The sequence below is a fragment of the Actinomadura physcomitrii genome, from assembly GCF_008923205.2.
GTDB lineage: Bacteria > Actinomycetota > Actinomycetes > Streptosporangiales > Streptosporangiaceae > Spirillospora > Spirillospora physcomitrii.
Genome location: NZ_WBMS02000017.1, coordinates 116,827 through 138,896, shown reverse-complemented (window position 1 = coordinate 138,896; position 22,070 = coordinate 116,827). Strand labels below are relative to the sequence as shown.

Here is a 22,070-nt window from a genome sequence, read left to right as displayed (position 1 = left end):
TTCAGGCGCGCAAGGCGTCGAAGGTCATGGGTTCTCCTCGGCGATAGCGGCGGTATTGCTGAGCAAGGACGTCGAGGGATAGCTGGGGCCAGTAGGTGACTGCACCGGTCGTCTTGTCGACGACGAGAGTGGTGGGTGTTTCCAGGGTGGGGGTGGAAGGCGCTTCCGGGATCTCCACTAGGACCGGGATCGCTCGGTAACCCTCCGCGAACTCTTCGACGTGGAGAAGTATCGAGTTGCCGCCGTGGTCAAGCAGGCGCAGGTTGGCGCGGCGCCAGGCCTCGGCGCGGTCGATGGTGCCGTGGCCGACTGTGGTGGGTTCGTCCGACGGCTCGCGGGTGGTAGCCAGGTTCGGCGTCGGGCCGTCCGCGACCGCGGTTTCGAGGAGTGCGATGAGAGCTCGTCTGATCGCGAGAATCGAGTCGCGAGCGTGGCGAAGGGCCTCAATGGTCGGAGCATCGAACCGGGTGGTCGATACCGGTTGGGCGAGCAGGCGCTCGATGGCCTCGGTGTCGCCCTGCTGAGTGAGTTTCCCGACGGTCTCCACGGCTTGGAGGAGCCGGGCGTAGCGATCGGCAATGGTGTGCATCAAGGCGTCCTGGAGTGGAGGGCGACATGGGCCGGGGACGCGGCGGACGGAAGGTTCCACCGCGCCCCCGGGGCGCTGGATCCCGTGTTCGGGATGGCTCTGATCAGGTCAGGGGGTTGGGTGGGTGCGCGATTCGTGGGTGGAGACGATGCGTTCGGCCGTCTCCTGAAGGTCGACCAACGGCTGCCGGGTGCGGCCTTGGCCATCGAGCCAAGAGAATGACTTGGGCTCGACCTCAATGGTCAGGGCGCCGAGAGTGAGGATCGAGGTACCACCGTTGGTACTGCGGCGTGTGGTGAGGACGCCCCGTGCTCGCAAGACGGCCTGTAGGCGGTCCGCGGCGAACTCTGGAGCGATCACGCGGCCAGCGGCCGGCCATGGCGTCGGCAGGGGGAGAGTGAACCAGACACACTTGCCGGTCGTTGTGGTGAGACGAGATCTGGTGAGGTGCGAGCCGGTGTGAGCGGCAAGGGCCGCCACGATCGACAGGCCTTTGCCGTGCTCGTCGAGCAGGTCCGCGTCGCCGACCACCGGCCAGATGTCGCGGTGAGCGTCGAAGACGGAGACGACCAGTTCCGGGCCGGGGTGGGTTCGCGCCCAGATCCACAGTTCGGGACGCGCTGCCGAGGACGCATGGGTGTGCGCGTTCGTGGCCAGTTCGGACACCGCGAGCTTGGCGTCGTCGATCGGGTCGGCGGTGAAGCCGAGTTCGCGCATCGTCGCGGCGATGAGGGAGCGGGCTCGAGAAGCGGCGCTGGGGTCCCGGGGAAGCCTGAAGGCGCAGGCGCCACCTGCCGGGATGTCGGCAGGCCTGCCGGTCAGCATCGTCCGCTCCGGTCAGATGCCCCGGTCATGCAGTGGCGGCCACGGCTGTTGCTGCGCCACTGAAAAGGCCGGCGAACGGACGGGATCGGAGCGGCCGGCTGCGGGAGCGGCACGGACACAGACGGCTGGAACGACGTGCCGGATGAAGGCGGCCGGCGCCGCGCGGAACGGCCGACGGACTGAAGTTGACGTCTCAGGGCGCCAAGCGTCGTTCCTTCAAGGAGGCGGCAGGTGCCGTTCTGGGAGGTCAGAGCCCAGTAACTGCCGGTGTACTCGCCGAACCAGCACCTCGCGCGGGGGAACTGGAACCTGAGTTCATCGATGGCGTGGGCCGGGTCCGGCTCGACCAACGCCCAGGGCGCCGGCGACGTCACGGCCGGGTCCATTTGATCGCGCCCTCGGCTCCCGCCGTGGACGGACACGAGTCCGGGAGCGGACGGCCTCCCCAGTACGGGTGGCGGATTCATACGATCATGCATGGGTCGGACCTCCACGTCCGATCAAGACCCCGGCCGGTGTTGCAGCACCGTGTCCGGGGTCGCTTCGCCTAGTCCGCGGTCCGTCTCCGTGGGCTCGCGTCGAAGCCGATCGGTTCGTGCGAACTCACCACTCTTCACAGCGGCGGACATGAGCGCCAGCATGCACCTCGAATCTGTGCTGCACAAGTGTGCGCATCCGCTTCGCGGTCATTGCTCCGCATATCTTCCGACGAAAATCTTCAAGGTGCTTGCTAGTCCCCGTTCCCGCCCATGGCTGCACTTGCAGCAGATAACTTGTGCCATGCAAGCAAAGGAGGATCCATGCCCCAGCCTCACGTGACAACGGTCAGGATGCGCCGCCTCGGCTCCGAACTCCGCAAGCTGCGAGAGAATGCCGGCTACACCATCGAGCAGGTCGCCGAGCACCTCGAGTGCTCGCCCTCACGAATCAGCCGCATCGAGACGGGCAAGGCGCAGCCACCGAAGCAGAGGGAGATCCGAGACCTGCTGGAGCTGTTCGGCACGGCGGACGTCCAGACCAGGGACACCCTTCTCCAGCTAGCCAAGGAGGCGGCGCAGCCGGGGTGGTACAACGAGTTCCAGGACGTCTTCCCGCCGCGGTTCGGCTCCTACATCGGCCTGGAGAGCGAGGCCGCCGAGCTGCGCCACTTCGACAACCAGCTCGTCCACGGGCTGCTGCAGACTCCCGAGTACGCCCGCGAGGTCCTCCAGACGACCCTCTTCGGGGAGGCCTCGAAGACGATCGACCGTCTGCTGGAGCTCCGGCTCGCCAGGCAGCAGATCCTCGACCGAATGGAACCGCCCTTCGCCCTCTGGGTGATCATGGACGAGAACGTCTTCCGCAGGCCGGTCGGAGAGGCTCCGGTGGTGAGGGGGCAGGTGCGCCGCCTACTGGAGGCGGCCGAGGCTCCCAACATCACCTTGCAGGTTCTACCCTTCGGTAAGGGTGCACACGTCGGGCTCGACGGACCGTTCTCGCTACTCGGTTTCCCCGAGCCCACGGACCCGGACGTCGTCTACGTCGAAAGTCAGGCCGGCAACGCGTACCTGGAGCAACCGCACCAGGTCAACCGCATGACCACCAAGTTCAACCTGCTGGTGGCCTCCGCGCTCGACCCTCGCGAGACGACGTCCTTCCTGCGCGGCCTCGAGAAGGAGTAGCAATGACCGACCCGGCCCCCTCCGCCCCGAACTGGCGCAAAGCGACAGCCAGCCAGGGCAGCCAGGGCTGCGTGGAACTGGCCGAGGTCCTCGGGGCGATCGGCATCCGCGATTCCAAGAACCCCGAAGGCCCCAAGCTCTTCGTAGACGCTGAAGCGTGGCGCGACCTGGCCGGCCGAGCGCGCCGGGGCGAACTCGACCTTCCGTGAGGCCCGGTGCATTCAGGTGCACCGCTCAGCGCATAAAGCGGTTATCAAAATCGGTGAGACGCGGTTCCACTCATAAATTTCCCGATCGTTCTGCGGCCCGATGGCCACCCCGGGCCGGCACACTGCGCAGCATCGATCACGCAAGCTGCACCTACACACTGACATGCCGATGACCGGTGTTTCGAGGTGTGATGTCACCTGACACATCGAATCACGCCCGCCGGCGCCACGGTTGCATGATGGGACGGCTACCGCTTCAACGAAACATGTCCTCTAGGCGTTCGGCGAACTGGATAGCCTCATCCCAGCCCTGGCGGACGAACGTTTCAAGCAGCGTTCTTACCGCGGTCATGCACCTTGGACTACCGACGATCAACTCGCGGTGATCAGCGAGGTAGCGTTGTATAAGTTGAAGCACTGCGCCAAGGCCCAATGGCTCTCGCGCATAGTGGGCGTCACCTTTAGCCGCCCTGACGGCGACAAGAAGCGCCCGCTCGGGCGCATAGATGCTGATGTGATCTAGCGTCTGAATAATATGATGAGTAACGCTGGGATGCCGCACAACACTGTAGCCATCCAGCAATGGGAAAGCGCGTTCGGCAAAGGCTTTCTGTATTGGGCTGACCCCTTGCCCTTGAGGCTGTTCGCTCTTATTTGCCCCGCTCGCGTAATAGATGTTCTGAACGACGCTATTGGCCACCTTTGCCGCATTCACCCGTTCCACGTCCAGGGTAACTGCCGCATTCTCCTCAGCCCACGCTTCTTCAACTGCTGCGAGGGGGAGTTCGAGCAAAGCGAAAGTCCGCTGTTGCGATACCGAGGAGTTAGTGTCCTCTGGTTTCAGAAAGCGCCGCAACCAGGCCGGAAGCCGCTCCGCCCTACAAGGATTTTCCAATGGGCTGGATAGCCATGACTGTACAGTGTCGTGGGCGTAGGAGGTCCCGTACTCGGCGGCCATAAAGGTGAGCAATTCTACGATCATTTCAGCGGAGTCGTCGTCGCTGATCTTTTTGTCACCGTTCGAGGCCGCCGCGATGATCGCCCATTGGGGCTTGGTGGCTATGCGCCGAAGAATATCATCGACCTCGTGGGGGTAGGCGTCGCGATACCTGCCGAGCAGCGACCCCAGCACCGCCTGCACTTGCGAGTCCCTTTCAGAGTTCAGCCGTACTTCGAGGCCCTCAAGGGCGGCCTCTTCTCCGAAAAGAAATGGGATTGATTCCGCGCTTAGCATTCGGTAGAGCGCATTGGGCGAGCTGAGGAAAGGGATGACGGCTGCCGATAGTTCGTCGTGAAGTTCAGCTAACCATTCGGGCCTGCTCGCGAAAGTGGTGACGCCCGACACAGCCTCTGAGGTGATCGTGGCGCCCCAGGCGCGCCACCCAGGTTCGACCTCGTCCTCCTGGGGAGGGTTCGTCGCCGAGGGCAGCGCCGCCTGGAGAACAGCCAGGACGTCACGCCCAAGAGGCTGTCCAGGTTGGGCGAGCGCACTATGCGTAAGTTGCCGCGCTCCTCGAACCAGCAGAAAACGATCTTTTTCCGCGTTTGCCTCAGGTGCGTGAGCCAAGAGCTGCTGCAGCAGGGCCGGCCAACTTTCGGCAAGCTTCTCATATCCCGCCCGGCAGGTAGCCGGGTCCTGAGCAACTGTTTTCCGGAGTGCCTCAGCAACATCGGCGGAAGGGCCCCCCGCGCCATCCTCGCCATTCCGTGGACCCCCTGGTGGCGAAGGCATTGAGTCGTCTACAAGGTCCTGGCCAGCGTGGTTACAAGAAAGCCTCCGGTCATCTCGATCGCTGCTGGCTAGTTCCTCTAGATGCCGGAGCGCTTCAGGTTCGGTGACCTTTCTAGGATCGAGTGCGCCTAGGAGCACATCGCGTTGGTTGCGCTGCCACTCCTGCTTGCGGGTGTCGTCAATTTCGTCGGCTTCTAGACTCGTGGCACTGAGAATTGCTGCCTCGATCCGACGGTGAATCGCAATGTCGAGTTCTGCCGATAGGCGAGCGGTTACGAGCCCCGCTGCCCCTCGGGTCTGGCCTCGCTCGAAGATGCCGGTCTCCAGTGTTGGAACCAACAGGTGCGCGAGAGCTGGCGACTCGGCGTTAGCCGCCTGCATCAGGAGACGCTGCCAGACCTCGCCATGCGACAACGTGGAGATCAAGAGTTCGACGACCTGGCGGAGCTCCTGCTGATCGGCACTGCTGTTTTTATCAGCGTTAGTCAGCCCTGAGCTCACGTGCTCAGCCCTCGTCTGCAGCAGAGCGATGACGGCATCGACAGCTGTGCCCAACTCGGAGTGCCCTCCTGCGTAGCGCAAGGTATCACCGTGGCGAATACGCGGCCTTTGGCCCGTATCAGTACTGCGGTCGTACTGGAACATCCGTGGTACTTCCACAATCCGTATAAGCATCCGAACGGCAGCCTCAAGGTCGACAGATGCAACTTCGGGAAGTTGCTGGCAAACACTCCATCGAAGATGATTCAGGTCTTGCCGCAGATTGCTGGTTAGCCCGAGAATCTGACTTTCCGTAATTCTGGTAACCTGGTCCCGCTCTTCCTCGTACTCCCAGGTGGCCGCAGCAATCTCAACAGCGAGTGCCGCATTCCTCTTGGCGATACTTGGCAGGCACTCGATGAGCACTCTGGCAATTTCGAAACCCCATGCTCGCAGCACTTCATGCGAGATTGCCATGTGTGCGATGCGTTCGCAAGCAGTTCCGTCGAGGGAAAGCGCGCGAGCGAGAGGCCAGGCAAGCATCCTCCCAATCTGCGCTCGGTCAGGATCATCGACATCCTCCAAGGCTACAGTCATGCAGTCAACGACGACCTGAATCCAATGGTCTCTCACTTCCGTGCCGGGCCAGGATATTTTTGAGCCAGACGCTCGTCTGAGTAGCTGGGCGGCATCCAACGCAAGGGAGGTGTCGTTGGTAGCGCGAGCCGCGCGGGCAAGGTCTTCAACGAATGGCGAGAATGCCTCAAAAAGGCTGGCTTGTGAATCCGAGTTGGCTATTGCAGCCGCGACCAAGAACGCCATGCGGCGAGCGTTATTCTCTGGGTTCTCGCGGGCTCCGGCAGCAGGATTGTCGCCCAAGCATGCTTCCGCAAGATGAGCCAGTTCGTCAGGTGAACGCAGTTCGCGGCTACATGCGGTGGCTGCTGCAGCGGCGGCTAGGTGATGCCCTGATGTCTCAGCATTGAGCCTGAGGGCAAGTTGCCAAAACTCCTGCCTTGTCGGGGCATTTCGCCAGGCGATGGCTAGCCGGTAGTCCAAACTGGGCCGCAGGAGCAGGGCCAGGTTAGGGTCGGCGTCTAATTTCTCCGCAAGGCTCTCTGCGTGGGAGGTGTCGCCGAGCGCCAAAATCCCGGCCGCGAAGTCAAAAAGTACTGGATGGCTGAATGCGATCGGCGGCTGCGGCAGACCGACCCCCTGTGGCAAGTCACGAAGAACGCCGTCGCTCACCAATCCCTGCAGAGCATCGGCATCGGCATGAGGCAGGTAGGTTACCTGCTGTCGGCGATCAGCGATCATCTGTGCAACCACCTGAGTGAGTGTCGAGGCTCGTTCCCACGGATTCCTGCCACCTTCGACTACCCGCACTCGCCAGTATTGGTCGAGCAAGTCAAGTCGGCTGCGAATGTTGCCGGGCTCAAGGAGGCCGCCGTCAGCCAGCAATTGCGAGGCGATCTCCAGATTGAGCGGGTTGCTCAAGAGTTGCTGCATTTTGCTTCCGGCGGCTCGGAGGAGGTCGGCAAGCGCAGGGCTTTCTTGTAGAAGGCTCTCCATCTCCCCTGGCAGCAGGTCCTCGATCAGAAGGTGGCGGACGTTCTGAAGCGAGGAATCAGAATGAGCGGGGTCGACAGGCGCGCCGCGGAACATCGCACGCCATTTGTGGCCGTTGCGCAGGTCGAAACGTCGGACAGTGGCAACGATCTCCCAGCGGCTTCCTGCAAGCTGCTTGGCGAGCGTTGGCAGCCACTTCGAGGCATTCTCCCCACGGGTCTGGTCCAGGCCATCCAGCAGTAGCTTGCCGGGATGAGTGCCAGGCCAGCCGAGCAAGATGTCCTTGAGGTCGTGCTCGAGGTTCAACTCCGTGCGGGTTTCGCCGACGGAAGCTCTCAGTTGCTCAGCGCTCAGAAGTACGACGTCGTTTCCCTGATCGATCAGGTCGGCGGCCAGTTGGCAGAGGAGCGCGGTCTTGCCTGTACCAGGCTCACCGGTCAGCGCGAAGCTACCATCCGCATCGTGTAGGGTCGGCCCCACTTCTCGCTCAAGCGTCAGGCCCCCTTCGGGAGTCGTGAGGGTGAGGGCACTCCCGAGCACCGCGATGTTGGTTCTTGTGGACTGCCGTAGGCGAGCGATATCCCCTCGCAACCGGGTCACCGGCCTGAGGCGGAAGGGGCGTTTTTCAAGCTCGGCAACTAGCGCTTCGCGGTCAAGCCATCTTTGGCTCTCACTGAGTTCGTGGCCGATTGAGACCAGCGCCTCCCAGAGGTCGCGCGCCTGGTCCTGGTCGACCAGCATGTCGCTGAGCATCACCTGAACCCGTTGATATTCCGGCCCATCGTCGCGCAGGTTCAGGGCATGGACAACGAGGGGGCTGAGGAGTCGCCGCAGGGCAGCGTCATCGGCTGGGTTGCCCTCGCGTTCCTCCCACAGCCGGCGAAGATGGGTGAGAAGCACCCTGAGGGCCTCACGCTCAGGTCCGTTGGTGGCAGCTTCCTCTAGAGGAACCGCCTCAAGATGGGTACGTAGACGATCCGTCACTCTAGCCAGGTGATCCCTGACGGTTGCCGGCGTGCGCTCATCACCCAGCAAGAGCACCCTGTCGAGATCCCGGTCGAGGGACCGCGGAATGTGCTGGTTCGGCGGTGAGCTAGGAACCTCGCCGATCACGGCGTCCACGAGTTGCCGAAGCGCCTCCGCTAGCGCGCCATCTTCAGCCCCGGTGAGCTGCAGCCTCTTCTTCGCTTGGACCATCAGCCAACCGCCCGTATCTGTGACGGCGCCGACATCGTCAACGGGCCGCGCGGTTTGACTGCCAACGCCGACTATGCGGTGGCCGGAAGCCCAGCCAGGCAGTGGATCCTCAGTCAATAGGTGCGCCGCGAACCAGGCCAGGCAGCGATCCTCATGCCCGACACCTCCTGAGGCTCCGGCCCCACCTGTCGATGACCGTGTCATTGCTTCACGCCTCCCGTTTCCTCCGCCTATCTTTGCGAAATCAGTCAGGCGATGGAGGCGATACGCGCGGGTAGGACCGAAATTGGTCAAGGACTGTGGCCGCAACCGCCATGGTTAGGCTGCCTCTTGAAACCCTTAGGACTTGCCTCACGAGAGAGATCGAGCTTGCATCCTGCGTGCCGCGATGGTAGCCGCCATGGCCACCATCGGAGCTGGAGGGCCAGGCATCCAGCATGCGCAACCGCGCGCAACGGAAGTTCCAGGACTGCCTGTGGCATCACTTGCGCTCCCCGGCTTGAAAGGGAGCGGCCTCCTAATGGGTCAGAGCACCCCTTGCCATGGTGCCGCCTGCCGTCCGAATGACCAGCGATTGCGCTCAGACTGCACGAACTCCGGCCCGTTAGCGAGCGCTGCTCGCACTTCGCTGAGGCTGAGGGCAAGGGGATCTTGAAAGTGTTGTTGGGCTAGTTCGTGGATCTCTCGAGCTAACAGCGGTTGGCGCTCTCGGGCCAGCACGATTGCTATTTGCTGCTTCAGCGAAGGTTCGGCTGGTGGGGACAGCATCACTAGCCGAATTGCGCGAAGGCTCCGCTGCTCCAACTGTGTCGCCTGCTCGTACTCAGCGGCCAGTGCTTCAAAGAAGGTTGTCGCGTACTGTCCCACGCGTTTCCTGCGGGGAGGTTTCCGTAGAAAAAGCGTAGTTGCGGCAAGGAGCGAGCCGCCGAGTAGCCAGGGCGAGACCTCGATCCGCCGGGCTGCCACCTTGACGAGCCCCATCATTCCGATGAGAGGTAGGGCAACGACGCGACTTGTGGCGTCTCTTTTGGACTCGGCTTCTTGGAGATCGACGCCGGCACGGGCTACCTCGCGCCAGCGGCTAGGAGCTAATCCGGGTTTGCGCAGGTGCCGGTCCTCGGAGAACACAACGCAAGGTGCGATGAGCTTGGCGAGCTCTCCGGTCGGCACATCGTCGGGGTCCGTGATGGCCAATACTTGCGGATCATCCGAGGCCCCACCCTCGACGGTGACGAAGTGCAGTACCGGTAGGTACGCCCGTTCGAAGTGCTGGCGGAGGGCTTCGACCGAAGCCGAACTGGTCTGCGCAATCTTGGGAAGTCGCCGGTATACCTCGGCGTACACGTGGTCGGAGGCGTAGAGCAAGGCTGTTCCGGCGTCGGTCATGCGAAGCAAACGCGACCGCCATTGTGGACCATGCTCCACGTCGTTGCGGATGCTGCTGAGCAGGGCGCAGGTATCTACAATGCCGAGGAACCTTGGGTTCATGCTGCCATAGGGGTCGAGGTGGGCCGGGCTCGGCAACCCTGTGGACAGACTCTCCATACGGTCACGGTAGCGGCCACCAGCGACAGTCTCCACGGGGTTTGGCACCACGACCACTCCGGACAGCGAGAGACGTCCGCTCATGCCGCTGCTCGCACGCGCCGAGGTTCACCGACGATGGTCAACGATCGATGAGTTCGACGGTCACGGTTGCGACGGACCGGCGCCGAGGCCTTTGGTGGTATGGGTGGCGCGCAGTCGATCTTGAAAGGGTGGTTCGATCGCTGGCTATGGGACCTCGTGTGGTGGCGGTGGACATCGGATCGGTGAAGTCGCCGTCGAAGTTCGCATGGGCGGCGTTCGACGTTCCGATTCAGGACACGATCGCCGAAGGCAGGGACCCCAACAGCGCGATGGAACGCATGGCAGCCGGATTCGCAGACAACCGGCGTGCGGTGCTGCTCCTTGAGTCGCCGAGGTCGGTCCCGGTTCCGGACGCCGACGACACCCGTTGGCGTTGGTTGGGCAAGGCCCGGGAGGGTGAAGGTAACCGACCATGGTCGGCAGGCACAGGCGCCGGCGTGCTCGCCACCGGCCTGGCCCAGGCGGGGTGGATACTGAGTCGCTTGGCAGCGGTGACACCCGATCTGATGGTGACGACGCAACCCGACCAGCGGCAGGCGGGCAGGGCTCGGCTTCTGCTCGCTGAGGCGCTCGTCTCGGGCGCCGGAAGGCCTGTTCCGGTCGCGGCCGGACAGCATGCCGCGGATGCGAGCGCGGCCGGGCGTGCCATGGTCGAGCGTCTGCGATGGCGGCCCGCTGGCTTCGGCGTGCGTTGCGCTCCGCATAAACCCATGAATCTCCTTGCAGCCACGGCACTATGGGCAGAGCTCGCCCTCAACCCGGACAAACTCCACAACGACGTGCTGGTCGTACGCGTCAAACCGGTACCCGTACAGCCGTGAGCCGTGCACGCTCATGCCGCGCACAGCGTCGGCTGGCCCCTCAAGCGGACTCGTGCGCTTGTGATACCCGGCGGTTTCGGTCAGTCGGCTGTGGCGAGGCATCCGTGTTCTGTGGGCAGTCCTCCGCATCGCTGGGCCCAGTCGCGGAGGTCGGCGGCGAAGCGGGTCGACAACCGGTCGAGGTAGCCGTCCGGGTTTTCGTTCCTGCTTCGAGCGGCCTCTCGCAACTCGTTGAGCATGACTTGTTGGGTGCCCTGCATGAAGTCCTTGTAGCCGAGATCGTTGAGCCTGCTGATCAGTGAGTCGATGAGCTTGCCGATGCAGCCCCGTACACGGTCGTCGGGATCGTCGCGCCAGATGCCGTAGAGGCGGACGGCGACCGCGCGCAGGGCGCTCTCATTGGTCGGTCCGGCGAGTGTCATGTTTACCAGTGCCTCGACCAGCAGCAGCTTGGCCCGTGGGCTGAGTTTAGGCACCCAGCAGCCCTCTACTGCGCTCGGCCAGTGCAGGGACTGACAGGGATTGAGGCGGGTCGAGTGGCGGCACAGCAGCTCGGCGGCGATGAGCTGCGCGTTGGACGATGGCGAGCGGAGTGCCGCATCGATGACGAGCACGGCGGTCTCATGGGACACACGCGGATTCTCGGATGACCACAGGTCGACCAGCAGAGTCACGGCGAGATCGGCGTTGTCGAGCTTGGTGAGCGCCAGGAGCCCGGAGGCCAGCGCGGCCGGGTCGGAGGAGCTCCCGTCGGCGGGGGCGATCAGCTGCCCCGCGCGCATCGCAGAGTCCAATCTGAGCTGACGGCTCTGTTCGGCCTTTTCCGTCTGCAGCCGGTGCTCGGTCTGGCGGTTCACCATGAACCCGATCAGCGTCACCGACGCGGTCACCAGAACGCCGACAAACGTGAGCACGGCTGCAAGCCGCGCCGCCTCCCCATCCCCCAGGTGGAGCGGCCCAAGCAGCAGACCTGCGGGTAGGACGCACATCACCAACAGCACGGCGGCCGCGAACAAGACGAGTTTCCTGTCGTCCTGGCTCATGCTGTCTCCTCGCGATCCGGGGGACCATCGTGGCGTGTCGCTCATGGAGACGGCCACGTTCAGACCTCAACCGGACACATCGCGTCTCCTGCCGAGATGGAGGTCGGCGGCGGTCCTTGTGGCCTCTCCTGTGTACATCCGAAGAAGATTGCAGAAGGGGAAGGGGGCGTTGAAGGGACCGGTGCTGTTCAGGCGGAAGATCCTTGAGAGGATCGCGGGCGGGCGGATCGACTGGGTGTTCCGGGGTGGGCCGAGCCCCGGAGCCGCGCGGGGAGCACCCAGCGCACCTGGGCGGGGATCGTCATCATCGACTCGGTCATGGCTGTCACGCCCAAGGAGATCACCGAGGAGGACGCCCTCCGTTCGAGCTTCCAAGACCGCGCGGCACTTCTCACTGCGCTGTCCAAGAGTCGGAAGGAGGGCGGTTACCACCGTGTCATGCTCCATCTGGGCGGTCTCAACACCCCATCAGAGCAGGCCGGAAACGCCGACCTGACCGAATCTGGAATTGGCCGACCTCAAAGCCGCCCTGGACGCCATCGGCGCCCGAGCCCGGTGACCGCGCTGGTCTTCATCGCGTACCTACTGGCGATCGGCCGATCGGCCCGCAGATCGTCGGTGCCGAGTAGCGACCGGCCCAGTGTCCCTGGTCAGCCTGAGCCCGGGAGGGCACCGGCGCCAGCGAACAGTGCGGCGTTTGTGGGGGTTGGCAGCCACAAAGGGCGGCGTTCCTTGATGACGTGCCCTGTCAGTCTCCCCGGCGCGCTGGTGATGCTGCGTCTGCGCAAGAGCCGTCCGTCATCGCTGACGTCTTCACGCATAGGGCGCTCGTCGCTGTGTGTGCCTGTGCCGGCCTGCAGCCGGAGGCGGGTACCGGTGCGTCGCCGCTGGAGGACGCGGGTAACGGCGGGGCCACCTGATCGCGGTGATCAGTGCGATCGGCCAACCGAAGACGGTGGCGCAGCAGATCACGTTGAGCAGGATGAGGTAGCTGATGTCGTCCGCGCCGCGGGCGATCGCGATCAGGGTGGGCAGCGCTGAGACGAACACGAGGATGCCGATCAGCGCGAGCCAGAAGAACGGGCTGTTCTCGATGGCGGTCATGTCTCGTCCTTCGGTCAGAGGTTGCGTCGGCGGTTCCGGTCGGGAGCCTGCGTGGTAGGCCGGTGGGCGGCTGCTGTTTCGAAGGGGCGGCTCGCGCTCATCTCCAGTGCCTCGTCGATCGAGAGCGGGAAGTCTTCGGCCGCTCGTTCCACGTCCGCTCCCCTGCCGGGGTGGGTCTGCCGGGTCATCGGGACGGCTTTGGCGATGATGTCTTCGGGCAGATTGGTGGTGATTTCCAGGACCGTGCGCAGCTCCTCAGGGTTGGGTGTGCGCCCGTCGCTCTGGAACCTGGCTCTGAGCTGGTCTGCTAGTTGGGTCGCGCGCTGCTCCTGGCGGGCCCGTTCCCATTCACCGCGGTCAGGGCCGTGGAGCCGCGTCGTCCACTCTGCGCCGGTGCCTTCCGAGAGTTCTTCGCGGCGGGGCGCTGGGTCCCCAGTGCGGACGTTGGGGTCGCGGCTGAAGAAGGGGGCGGCCAGCGTCATGGCTTCGAGCGGTTGCCTGCCTTCACCGCGGTGCCGATCGTAGTGGCTCACCGCGTGCGGGTGCAGGTCGCGGAGGCGCTCCTCGCACTTGCCGAGGGCACGGGCCGCGGACTCGTTGGTCGGGGCGTAGGGCACTGCGGCGCCCCATACTTCCGCGACATCCAGTAGCTTCGCATCGCGAAGCCACTTGCGGTCGTGGGCGCGCGACCAGCGTGCTCGGGCCTCGGCCGATGCCGTCCGCTCAGCGTGCTCTTCGGCTCGACGGACGGCTTCGTCCTGGACCCGCCGGACGAGTTCTAACCGATGCCTTCGATGTGCGAGGGCCTGTTGTGCCCCGACCACGACGGAGACGATCTGGACGAGTCGTTGCCCGCCGTGCTGGAGTCCTTCTGCGATCGGGTCAGGGTGCTGCTGGTTCATGCTGTTCTCCGGTGAGTGCGTTGGTGAGCTGCCGCGCGTGAGGCGGCTCGGCTGGGAGGCTCTTGCTGTTCCGGGCTGGCCAGCGGGGGTAGCGAGACGTCCCGGCTCGGGCCCGGGCTGATCGCCGCGGTGACGAGAGCTGTGACTTCGGCCGGCTCCACGCCGGTGCGGTCTGCGACTCGGGTGACCTGTCGTGCGATGTGGCGGGGCGGGAGTCCGGCGATGAGGGCGGCAGCGGCTTGCGCTGCGGCCAGTCGGGTCTCGGCGAACTCCAGGGCTCCGAACCTCTGGATTCTCTCATCTATCAGCAGGTCAGAGAGCGGTATTGCAGAAAGTAACGCTTCGGAGACAGTCGATTGTCCTGGCTGCGAGAGGATCTCGGCTGGGTCTTGGCCCTGCGGAAGCACGGCCACCTCGACCGGTCCGGTGATGCGACGCACGGCCTTCCACGCTCGGAGCGCTCCTGCCCGCCCTGCTGGGTCGCCATCGAGCGCGATGACCAGGCCGGCGGATTCGAGGTCGGCGTGGACGGCGATCGCCTCGACTTGTTCGGCCGTGACCGCCGTGCCGCAGGTGGCGACCGCGACGTACGCATCCGGCATGGCCACGCCGACCGCAATTGCGTCAAGCGGCCCTTCGACCAGGAGGGGGCGTGCACGACCTGCGAGCCGACCACGCCCCTCGTGCAGGCCGAAGAGAACTGCGCTCTTGTGGAAGAGGGCTGTCTCGGGCGTGTTGAGGTACTTCGGGCCGCCGGCACCGTCAGGCCGCCGACCGATGAAGCCGACGATCGCGCCGTCCAGCTCCCGGAGAGGGAACAGGACTCGCTCGCGAAACAGATCGGAGAGATCCCCGCCTTCTCTCTGTTTCGCGAGGCCCGCCTCGATCAGTGTCCGATCGAGATGTCCCAGCTCACGGAGATGCCGAACTAGCGCATCGCGGGATCGAGGTGAGAGACCGATCTCCCACTGCTCCTGGACGTCCGTGCTGAAGCCACGATCTGCCAGGTAGCGGGCGCCCCAGCTTCCCGGCAGATTCCGACGGTAGAAGCGGTGTGCCTCGGCGAGTGCAGCCCGGAGCGACGCGGAGTCGTCTTGTGCCCGCGGAGCGGTCTTGGCTTGCGGCGCAGTTGGACGGTGAGTTTGCTGGTTGGCGGGCTCCGTCGACAACGCTGTTGTCTCGGCGGAGTTGCGCAGCCTGCGCAGGAGTTGCCCACTCGTGTGGGTGATCTGTCCTCCGATTGCGCGGACGGCGCCGGCTGAATCCGTCCGGACGTCCGTTCCCGCCCATCGCCGCGGAGGCGGGAACGACAGGTGGGAGGCATCCAACCCGAGGCTGGCCAGGACGATGTACGCGACCGAATCCGCCACCACCCGCCGGACGCCATGGCAGGAGGCGGTATCCATGGTGATGGTGTCATTCGATCCGCCCGCCCCGACAGCATGGGCAAGTTGGTGCGCAAGCAATGTCGCTGCCGTCGTGTCATCAAGCTCGGGAGCGATCGGGACGCGTCGGTCGGGACGCCCGAGATACGTCCACCCCTGGCCGCGGTCCAGGTAGAGACCGAGGTCGGCGGCGAGCAGAGAGAGACGCCGCAAGCCCTCGGACGGGCTGCATCGCTCCTTTTCGACCGTTTCGCCATCGGTCTGTTCGATGTCGAAGACCGTGCGGGGTCTGCCGGACGTCGACATGATCCGGATTCCGGTCTCGCCGCGCCGGACCTGCCGTTGCTGCTCCTGCCATGCGTCGTATGGGCGGACGTCGGTCGCCGAGGGGCGCTGAGCCGGTATGAGGAGGGTGTTGGTGAATCCGAGCCGTCCATGACGGCCGGCGTGCTCCAGCCAGGCGTCCCAGTGCATACGTCCGTCGGCAAGCCGCTCAACCATGTGGTCGGCGAGTCCGCGGAGGAAAGCGAGTCGACGTTCCGATGCTTCCGTTTGCGCGAGCTGGTCGTCGTCGGATGGGCTCATCACGGCGACTCCCGTCTTGCCGCCTCTTCACGGACGGTGGCGATCATCTGCGTGAGCTTGCCGTTGGCGATCGTGTAGCCGGCCTTACGCAGGCGTCGGCCGAGCCGGTCCCGGCCGAGTTGGACGCCTTCTCGCTCCAGTTCGCGGTGTAACTCCCGCGCGATCGCCATCAGTTCCTCGTCCTGACGCTTGTCGTCGGTGAGGTCGCCTACGTTCGGGTCGTTCGCCGTGGGCTGGGCGGCGAGGCGCTTGAGGGCGAGCCGATCGGCCAGCGGCGCGTGCCATCGCCACGACCATCTGCCGTAGTCGTCCTGGAGCTTCGAGACGGCCATCAGGTGCTGGTGCTCCAGTTCCAGCCCCTGTCGGTATTCGGTGACGTGCCAGAGAACCATGCGGCGCCAGAGCAGCAGGCTGGAGATCGGTGCGAGAACCCAGCGCGCCGCGGGGACCCGTTCCACCCGGTCAGGGGACATCAACCCGACCCATCGGCGGATCAGGTGCCGGACCCCTTCGACGACCGTGATGAACAGGACCGGCATGGCCGCGTGCATGACGCTTCCGGCGAGGTCTCCGCGCGCGGCGGCCACGTTCACCAGGACGGTGGCCGCGATGTATATCCAGGCGACCCAGCGCAGCACCGGCCAGGGCAGGTCGAGGTACTCCATGAGCAGGTCCCAGAGCAGAAGGATCACTATCCCGAGGTCCATGCCGACCGGGACGATCCACGCGAGCCCTCGGAAGTGCGGCTCGGCCATCTGCCGGATCGTGGTGTAAGAACCGAGGCCGCCGAGCACGGCCAGCGTCACGATCAGCGGTGCGACTCCGGCGATCCCCCACTGGACGACTCCGGCCGCCGGAGTTCGCGAACTCGGCAGCGCCGGCCTCCCGGCCTTGGCACCGTTCCCTTCGGCCATTGCTTGGAGTTGCTGAGTCGGGTTCACCGGCGGCGCCTCTGGACCATCCAGACGAGCAGCCGCGCGACGTACCGTGCCTCGTTCGTCGTTCCGAGCAGCCGGCCGTGTGCGGTGACGTAGGCGTAGGTTCCTTCGGCTCCCGCGCACAGGACCGTCTCCGACCAGCCGTCGTGTCGGATGTGAAGCCGCCAGCGCCCGTTGCGCGGTTTTCGGGCGCGCACGCAGGCGCCGATCCGCTTCAGCTCCCAGTGAAGCCGGAGGAGGCGAGCACGCCGTTCCTCGAGTTCAGTCTGTGTGGGCGCCGTTACCTGCATCTTCATGGTCCCCCCGAGTCGTGCCAGTTGAAGACCTCAACAGGTCATCAACTAAAGTCCGTGATCAACAAGATGAATCACGCAGGGATGGTCGTCAATCAAAGTGGATGTTCGGCGTGTTGGCGTCTTACGGACAACACGGTCAACGACTTCGGCGCGGCCCTCGCCCGGGGTTCGGCGTGTTCGAAGCCGGACCGGCTGCAGGCCCGTTGCTCATGGGGGCCCAGGGGTTGGGGAAGGCGGCCATTGCCAACTGGGCCTGGGAAGGCCGCGCGGGCTCGGCGGCCTGTGACCCACGATGACCGCCGGCCGCGATCCTTGCCCGGACGAGGTGTCGGTTAGCGAGGCGTGCCGCGTCGGCCTGGGCCTGGCGTTGCTGGAGTCGGCGGATCTCGGCAACTGTCTCCAGCAGTGAGATGAGGCGACTGACCAGCAAGAGGATGGAAACGGTGGTGCGGTTCTGGACTCCGCCCAGCCTGAGGAGACCGGCCGCGGCGCGCAACGCGCCTCCTGCGGAACTGGGCCGCGGGACGCTTCCATACGGGGCGCGGGCTGCGCGGTCGTAGACATCGGCAGCCTGGAGGAGGTCGGTGTTGCCGGTGACTTTGGCGGCGACACGCAGGGCGTCGGATGCAGCCCAGCAGGCGTCTTCGGCGGCATACGGATTGATGGCCATGTACCGCCGGATCTCGGCCGTGGCATACGCGGCCGCCCGAGCGGCGTCGTCATAGAACGCCTGACGCTCCTCGGCCGTCAGTTCGTCTTCCGGCCGGCCGATATCGCCGCCTGAAGCATTCCACCGCTGCTGGAGGCGAGGGAGCGTGTAGGCGGCACCGAGATGGCCACCGGCGTACCAGACAAGCTCCTCGACACTGGGCAGAGCGACTGCATATCCGGTCACCTGATCCGGTTCGAGCCGGCTGAATCGGCATCGGACGAGCAGCCCCTGTTCTTCCAGCGCGTGGACGAAGTTGTCCGTTGTCCGGACGCTGTCCGCCGCGCGGCGGACGGCCGTCCGCAAAACGGCGAGTGCCGTCCGCTCCGAGACATGCCGTCCGCCGAGCGGACGAGCCGCACCATCCGCACCCCAGCGAAGCCGCAGCTTCGGCAGCGTGAGATCGCCGGCCAGCTTCCCGCCGCCGAACCACACCGGCTGCCCGGACGAAGCCAGGTCATCGGGCAGAGCGACTGCATAGCCGGTGACCTGATGGGCGAACCGAGTGCTGTACCGCTTGCGGACCAAAACGCCTTCCGCCTCGAGGGCGGCGAAGAAATCGGCTTCGGTCCGTGCGCCCGCCGCCGCGGCGGCGACCTGCCGCCACAGCGTCACCCGCACCGGCTCCTCGCGGCCCGATCGCGCGGCCTTCTCGGCCTCGGCGCGCTTGGGCCGCCGCGCCGCCGTCCGGTCCGCCGGGGCCGTGGACCGCAGCCCCCAACGCCGCTCGATCGCCCGGCAGGCATCCCGAACCCGGTACCCGTCGTTCCACACATCCGGACGGACACCATCGATACGAGACAGCGTCGCGACCACATGGATGTGGTCCTCGCCGTGCCGGACGGCGATCCACCGGACGGCGTCATCGTCCCCATCGGCCGCCAGCCCGGTCCGAGCCATCATCTCTTTCGCGATCTCGGCCCACTGGTGATCGTCCAGGATCGGGTCCTCTGGCGCCGCGCGGAGCGCCAGATGCCACACCGGTTTGCGGTAGTTGCGCTCGCCCAGCAGAGCGAGCGGCTGGGAGAGCAGTCCATCCAGCCGCCGGAAGTCCCGGCTACCGTCCGCCCTCATAGGGGGCTCCAACTCGTCCGGCTCGTCGAAGCCCGCCACGATGCGCGGATCGTGATGCTCTCCCAGCCGCCCGGGCCCGTACAGGTACCGGATCAAGCCTTCGACCCGCTTTCCCCGCAGGATCTTGCCGATCAATCGGCGACTTCCGCCGTCACGGCAGGCATCGGCGCACCTCTTGGGCCAGGGCATCCAGGTTGCTGGTCGCTCGCGCAGCGACCTCGGCATACCGCTGGAGCTGGAGCGGCGGCTCCCCCGCATTCGATGCGGCCACGGCCTGATTGAGGTTCACCCCGATCCGCCGCACCTGCTGAGCCGCGTGCATCACCGTCGCCAGCGCCTCCCGCAACAACGCATACTGCGGGAGCGCGCTGCCACGAGCTGCGGCCAGCACTGCCTGCGCCGCATAGGCACCGACCGCCAGCCGCTCCCCCGCTGCCGCTGCCCGCACCAGCGCATGCTCTTCATCCGACAACGAGAACCGCACCGACCGTTCCCGACGCGGACTGCGATGCGCACGCCGATTCAACGGCGCCGGCCCGCTGCTCTTCTCGACTACCGTCCCCACCCCCCACGGATCGCGCTCGATCCGACTGCTCCGTGCTGGACCGCGCCCGGTCCAGCAACCAATAAGTGCACGAATTCCATATCTTGCCCCTGCGCCTGCAGAGGTCGTCCTCCAATGCACCGGTGTCGTGCCAGGTATCCGGAGGCGATGCTCGATCGCCAGCGGAGAGGCGAAATGTTGGGGTGACGAAGGACGACCTCGTCGCCCGGTTGACGGCAGACAGCCGATGGAAGTCTTGTCGGGCTTGACCGCCGGTGAGCGTAGCGGTGATGGCATCGCGCGCGAGTTACCGGCCGCGCACGGCGCGCTCGCAGGTACCGGCTGCGCCTCCGTGGAACAACCCACGGTCCGGCGCTCGAAGCCGAACCCAGAAGCTGATTCAGGCACCACCACTGCCGAGTTACATCTCCCTGCGCGGAGACGGCGGCTTGGAGCTCGGGCGATGGCTTGGTGAGGACGGGGCTGCTGGAGGGCCAGACAAAACGTCTCCGATGCTTCGGGGGAAGTCCCTGGCCGCCGGCTGGATGTCGGAAGCGGTTGCCTGGTCTGTCTGTTCCTCCACCCGCAGCTCGGTTTCGCCCTGAGCCCGTTGCGGGGTTTCGGAATCGGCATCGATGCCGCGGATGGCGGCGAGGGCTCCCTGCACGCCGCGGAAGGATTCGCCGAGGTTCATGGACTGCTCGCATGCGGCGGCCAGAGCATCGTGCGCCTTCAGGGCGGTTGGGAGGAGACCGTCGCCGCGCTCATGCACGAGCCTTCCAGCATCAAGCTCCCGGTGGAGGAAGGCGTCCAGCTGTTCGGCGGTCTTGGCGAGGCGGAACGCGGTCTGAGCCAGGTTGCCTGCGATCGTGCAGGCGGCCTCCGGCCGCGTCAGGCCAGGCGTGCCCTGGGTCAGGTGGTTGAGCGTGCGAGCGCGTTCATGCAGCTCGCCTGCGAGGAGCTCGGTGCGCTCATCTGTGGGGGTTTCGTGATCGACCATGTAGTGGAGTCCTCCGACTCGTTGGCGATGCGAACATGAAGGGCTCCTCTCTATAGACGGCAGATAGCAGCGCCTGACGCGAACTGAAGTTCTGTCAGGGCGTTTGCGCTCCATAATCTCCGGCAAGCTGAGGTAACGCCAGCTCCCTGGCCGGCGTGTCGCACTCCGGCCAGCGGAGGCGAGACCGCAAATAGCGGTTTCGAAGCGCCCGGATCGTGCAGACCGCCGAGGCGCCGACCGGCCTGTTGGTCGTGGCCACCGCCCTCGTGGACGCTATCAGCCTGGGTACGGACGCTCGCCCCGAGCGAGCGGGCTGCCCTCGTCGATCACGAAGAGAGCGGAGAAGACCGCCTCGAACTCGGCAACCCACATAGCGGTAACACGTCGTCGCCGGCGGCGCTGAGCAGGCGGGCGGCAGCCGGAAGGTTCCCGCCACACCGGGGACCGTCTGGCCGTCGCTGGTGTTGTCCTGAGGCAACACAACAGCACGAGCCGGGCTCGTTGAGGGATGTGTTGAGAGGCCAGCGAGCAAGCCCAGCCCTCCAATACTTCCGCGCTGGCGGGAGCGCAGCTATCGCTCAGGGAGACTGCGGCAGTACGGTGCCACCGGGAGGAGAGAGATCTGCCATCCAAATGGTCCCAATGGCGCTTGGCGTTCGTCGTGACCACAGCGTACGGACGGCGCGCGTGCTCGTCCGGGGCTCGGAGGCACCGGCGATCGCGGCTTCCCGTGCTTCTGGCTTTAGCCCACCAGCCCTCGCCGAACCGCTTCCACGCCCACCTGAAAGCGGTTCTCTGCGCCGAGGGACGCTCGGATCTCAGAGACGCGTCGGCGGACCGTGCTGAGACTCGTCCCTACCTGATCGGAGACGGCTTCGTCGGACAGATCTTGGACGAGGAGTTGCAGAATCCTCAACTGCTCTTGCGTGAGGTCTCCAGTGTTGCGGCCGGGCACGGCGAACGGGATGGCCCGTTCCCAGAGGAGTTCGAAGTATTCACGAAGGGCTCCGACGATCACCGAGGATCGAATCAGCAGGGCGCTCGCCGAAACCGACAGCATCACCGGGATCAGTGCGACGACTTCGTCGGCGATCTTCATACGCATCGCAGTCCGGGGGAGGAAACGGACCTCTCCCCCGGCCTGCGCAATCGCCTCAACTTGTACGCGCGCAGCCCGATCTTCGACGTTGTTGGACTGGTAGATGGCTCTGTGCGTGGCCTCGCTCGCGATCGCGTGACCGGTGGCCTCGTCGGGCAGGTCGATATCCGGGCCGTGTGAGACGTCGTGGCTTACCGTCAGCCATTCGCGTGCGGCGGAATGCTTCAGGATTCGCGTCAGTTCGGCGATCTCGTCCGGGTTGGTGATGATGCGTGCCAGTTGATCGTTTGAGGAGCCGGTCGCCGAAGTGGCGGACACCAGGTCGCGGTTCATGCGCCGGTGGCCCTCGAACAGGCGCTCATGGTCGGCCAGCACGTCACGGGCGAGGGCTGACAGCGCTTGCTGAAGGACCACGTCCACAGGGTTGGGCGTCAGCCGGTGAGAATTATCCGGACCGGGTGGACCATAGGTGGCCATCTCGGCGGCGATGAGGCGCTGGATGTTCTGCTGCCCGTCGAGGATCTCGGCCGCCTCATCGTGCTGGCAGCCGTCCGCTGCGAGGAGGCGGACATAGAGGGTCAGCAGGTCTTCGCGGACGATTCCTTCCAGCAGCTGCCTGGCGATGACCTCGATCGTGCGAGTCATCGTGTTCCCTTCTTGGAGGAGAGGCGCCGTCTCC

17 protein-coding genes are annotated in these 22,070 nt (G+C 65.4%); 3 read left to right on the top strand and 14 right to left on the bottom strand.

From position 1 onward, the window contains the following. Position 1 precedes the first annotated feature (1 nt). Both F8568_RS22460 and F8568_RS22455 read right to left on the bottom strand, forming a co-directional pair. Positions 2–589 carry a hypothetical protein gene (locus tag F8568_RS22460; RefSeq protein WP_151594798.1) on the bottom strand — a complete coding sequence of 196 codons (588 nt, stop codon included), beginning with the start codon at positions 587–589 and terminating at the stop codon, positions 2–4. Between the two features lie 108 nt (positions 590–697). Beyond that, the gene (locus F8568_RS22455; RefSeq protein ID WP_151594799.1) at positions 698–1,414 is read right to left on the bottom strand and encodes an ATP-binding protein; all 717 of its coding nucleotides are present in this window, start codon (positions 1,412–1,414) and stop codon (positions 698–700) included. An 800-nt stretch (positions 1,415–2,214) separates the two neighbouring features. Between F8568_RS22455 and F8568_RS22450 the strand changes: the two genes are divergently transcribed. Then, on the top strand, positions 2,215–3,075 hold the full coding sequence (locus tag F8568_RS22450) for a helix-turn-helix domain-containing protein (RefSeq protein WP_160573659.1): 861 nt from the start codon (positions 2,215–2,217) through the stop codon (positions 3,073–3,075). Positions 3,076–3,077: 2 nt separating this feature from the next. Beyond that, positions 3,078–3,284, top strand: coding sequence for a DUF397 domain-containing protein (locus F8568_RS22445; protein WP_151594801.1), 207 nt, complete (start codon positions 3,078–3,080; stop codon positions 3,282–3,284). 256 nt (positions 3,285–3,540) lie between these two features. Here F8568_RS22445 and F8568_RS22440 read toward each other — a convergent pair whose 3' ends face one another. Together F8568_RS22440 and F8568_RS22435 are read right to left on the bottom strand one after the other, a co-directional pair. Then, positions 3,541–8,262, bottom strand: coding sequence for an ATP-binding protein (locus F8568_RS22440; protein WP_151594802.1), 4,722 nt, complete (start codon positions 8,260–8,262; stop codon positions 3,541–3,543). Between the two features lie 525 nt (positions 8,263–8,787). Further along, positions 8,788–9,807 (bottom strand): PIN domain-containing protein, encoded by a 1,020-nt coding sequence (locus F8568_RS22435; protein WP_202125114.1) that lies wholly within the window; start codon positions 9,805–9,807, stop codon positions 8,788–8,790. Positions 9,808–10,052: 245 nt separating this feature from the next. Here F8568_RS22435 and F8568_RS22430 point away from each other — a divergent pair, with 245 nt between their 5' ends. Continuing rightward, the gene (locus tag F8568_RS22430; RefSeq protein WP_151594803.1) at positions 10,053–10,712 is read left to right on the top strand and encodes a hypothetical protein; all 660 of its coding nucleotides are present in this window, start codon (positions 10,053–10,055) and stop codon (positions 10,710–10,712) included. A gap of 80 nt (positions 10,713–10,792) precedes the next feature. Here the strand turns inward: F8568_RS22430 and F8568_RS22425 are convergent, their stop codons facing one another. From F8568_RS22425 to F8568_RS22380, 10 genes are all read right to left on the bottom strand, one after another. After that, positions 10,793–11,755, bottom strand: a complete 963-nt coding sequence (locus F8568_RS22425; RefSeq protein ID WP_151594804.1) for a hypothetical protein — start codon at positions 11,753–11,755, stop codon at positions 10,793–10,795. A gap of 813 nt (positions 11,756–12,568) precedes the next feature. Continuing rightward, on the bottom strand, positions 12,569–12,859 hold the full coding sequence (locus F8568_RS22420) for a superinfection immunity protein (protein ID WP_151594805.1): 291 nt from the start codon (positions 12,857–12,859) through the stop codon (positions 12,569–12,571). A 14-nt stretch (positions 12,860–12,873) separates the two neighbouring features. Further along, on the bottom strand, positions 12,874–13,761 hold the full coding sequence (locus F8568_RS22415; RefSeq protein ID WP_151594806.1) for a hypothetical protein: 888 nt from the start codon (positions 13,759–13,761) through the stop codon (positions 12,874–12,876). Continuing rightward, positions 13,758–15,731, bottom strand: a complete 1,974-nt coding sequence (locus tag F8568_RS22410; RefSeq protein ID WP_151594807.1) for a toprim domain-containing protein — start codon at positions 15,729–15,731, stop codon at positions 13,758–13,760. The genes F8568_RS22415 and F8568_RS22410 overlap by 4 nt, the downstream gene beginning before the upstream one ends. Beyond that, on the bottom strand, positions 15,731–16,645 hold the full coding sequence (locus F8568_RS22405) for a DUF2637 domain-containing protein (protein WP_151594808.1): 915 nt from the start codon (positions 16,643–16,645) through the stop codon (positions 15,731–15,733). Before F8568_RS22405 ends, F8568_RS22410 begins: the two co-directional genes overlap by 1 nt. 23 nt (positions 16,646–16,668) lie before the next feature. Then, complete coding sequence (locus F8568_RS22400; protein WP_151594809.1) at positions 16,669–16,965, bottom strand: hypothetical protein; 297 nt, start codon at positions 16,963–16,965, stop codon at positions 16,669–16,671. A 136-nt stretch (positions 16,966–17,101) separates the two neighbouring features. After that, the gene (locus F8568_RS22395) at positions 17,102–18,883 is read right to left on the bottom strand and encodes a relaxase/mobilization nuclease domain-containing protein (RefSeq protein ID WP_151594810.1); all 1,782 of its coding nucleotides are present in this window, start codon (positions 18,881–18,883) and stop codon (positions 17,102–17,104) included. 16 nt (positions 18,884–18,899) lie between these two features. Then, on the bottom strand, positions 18,900–19,232 hold the full coding sequence (locus F8568_RS22390; RefSeq protein ID WP_151594811.1) for a hypothetical protein: 333 nt from the start codon (positions 19,230–19,232) through the stop codon (positions 18,900–18,902). A 481-nt stretch (positions 19,233–19,713) separates the two neighbouring features. Further along, on the bottom strand, positions 19,714–20,292 hold the full coding sequence (locus F8568_RS22385; RefSeq protein ID WP_151594812.1) for a hypothetical protein: 579 nt from the start codon (positions 20,290–20,292) through the stop codon (positions 19,714–19,716). A 742-nt stretch (positions 20,293–21,034) separates the two neighbouring features. Next, complete coding sequence (locus F8568_RS22380) at positions 21,035–22,036, bottom strand: helix-turn-helix domain-containing protein (protein WP_151594813.1); 1,002 nt, start codon at positions 22,034–22,036, stop codon at positions 21,035–21,037. Positions 22,037–22,070: the final 34 nt, after the last annotated feature.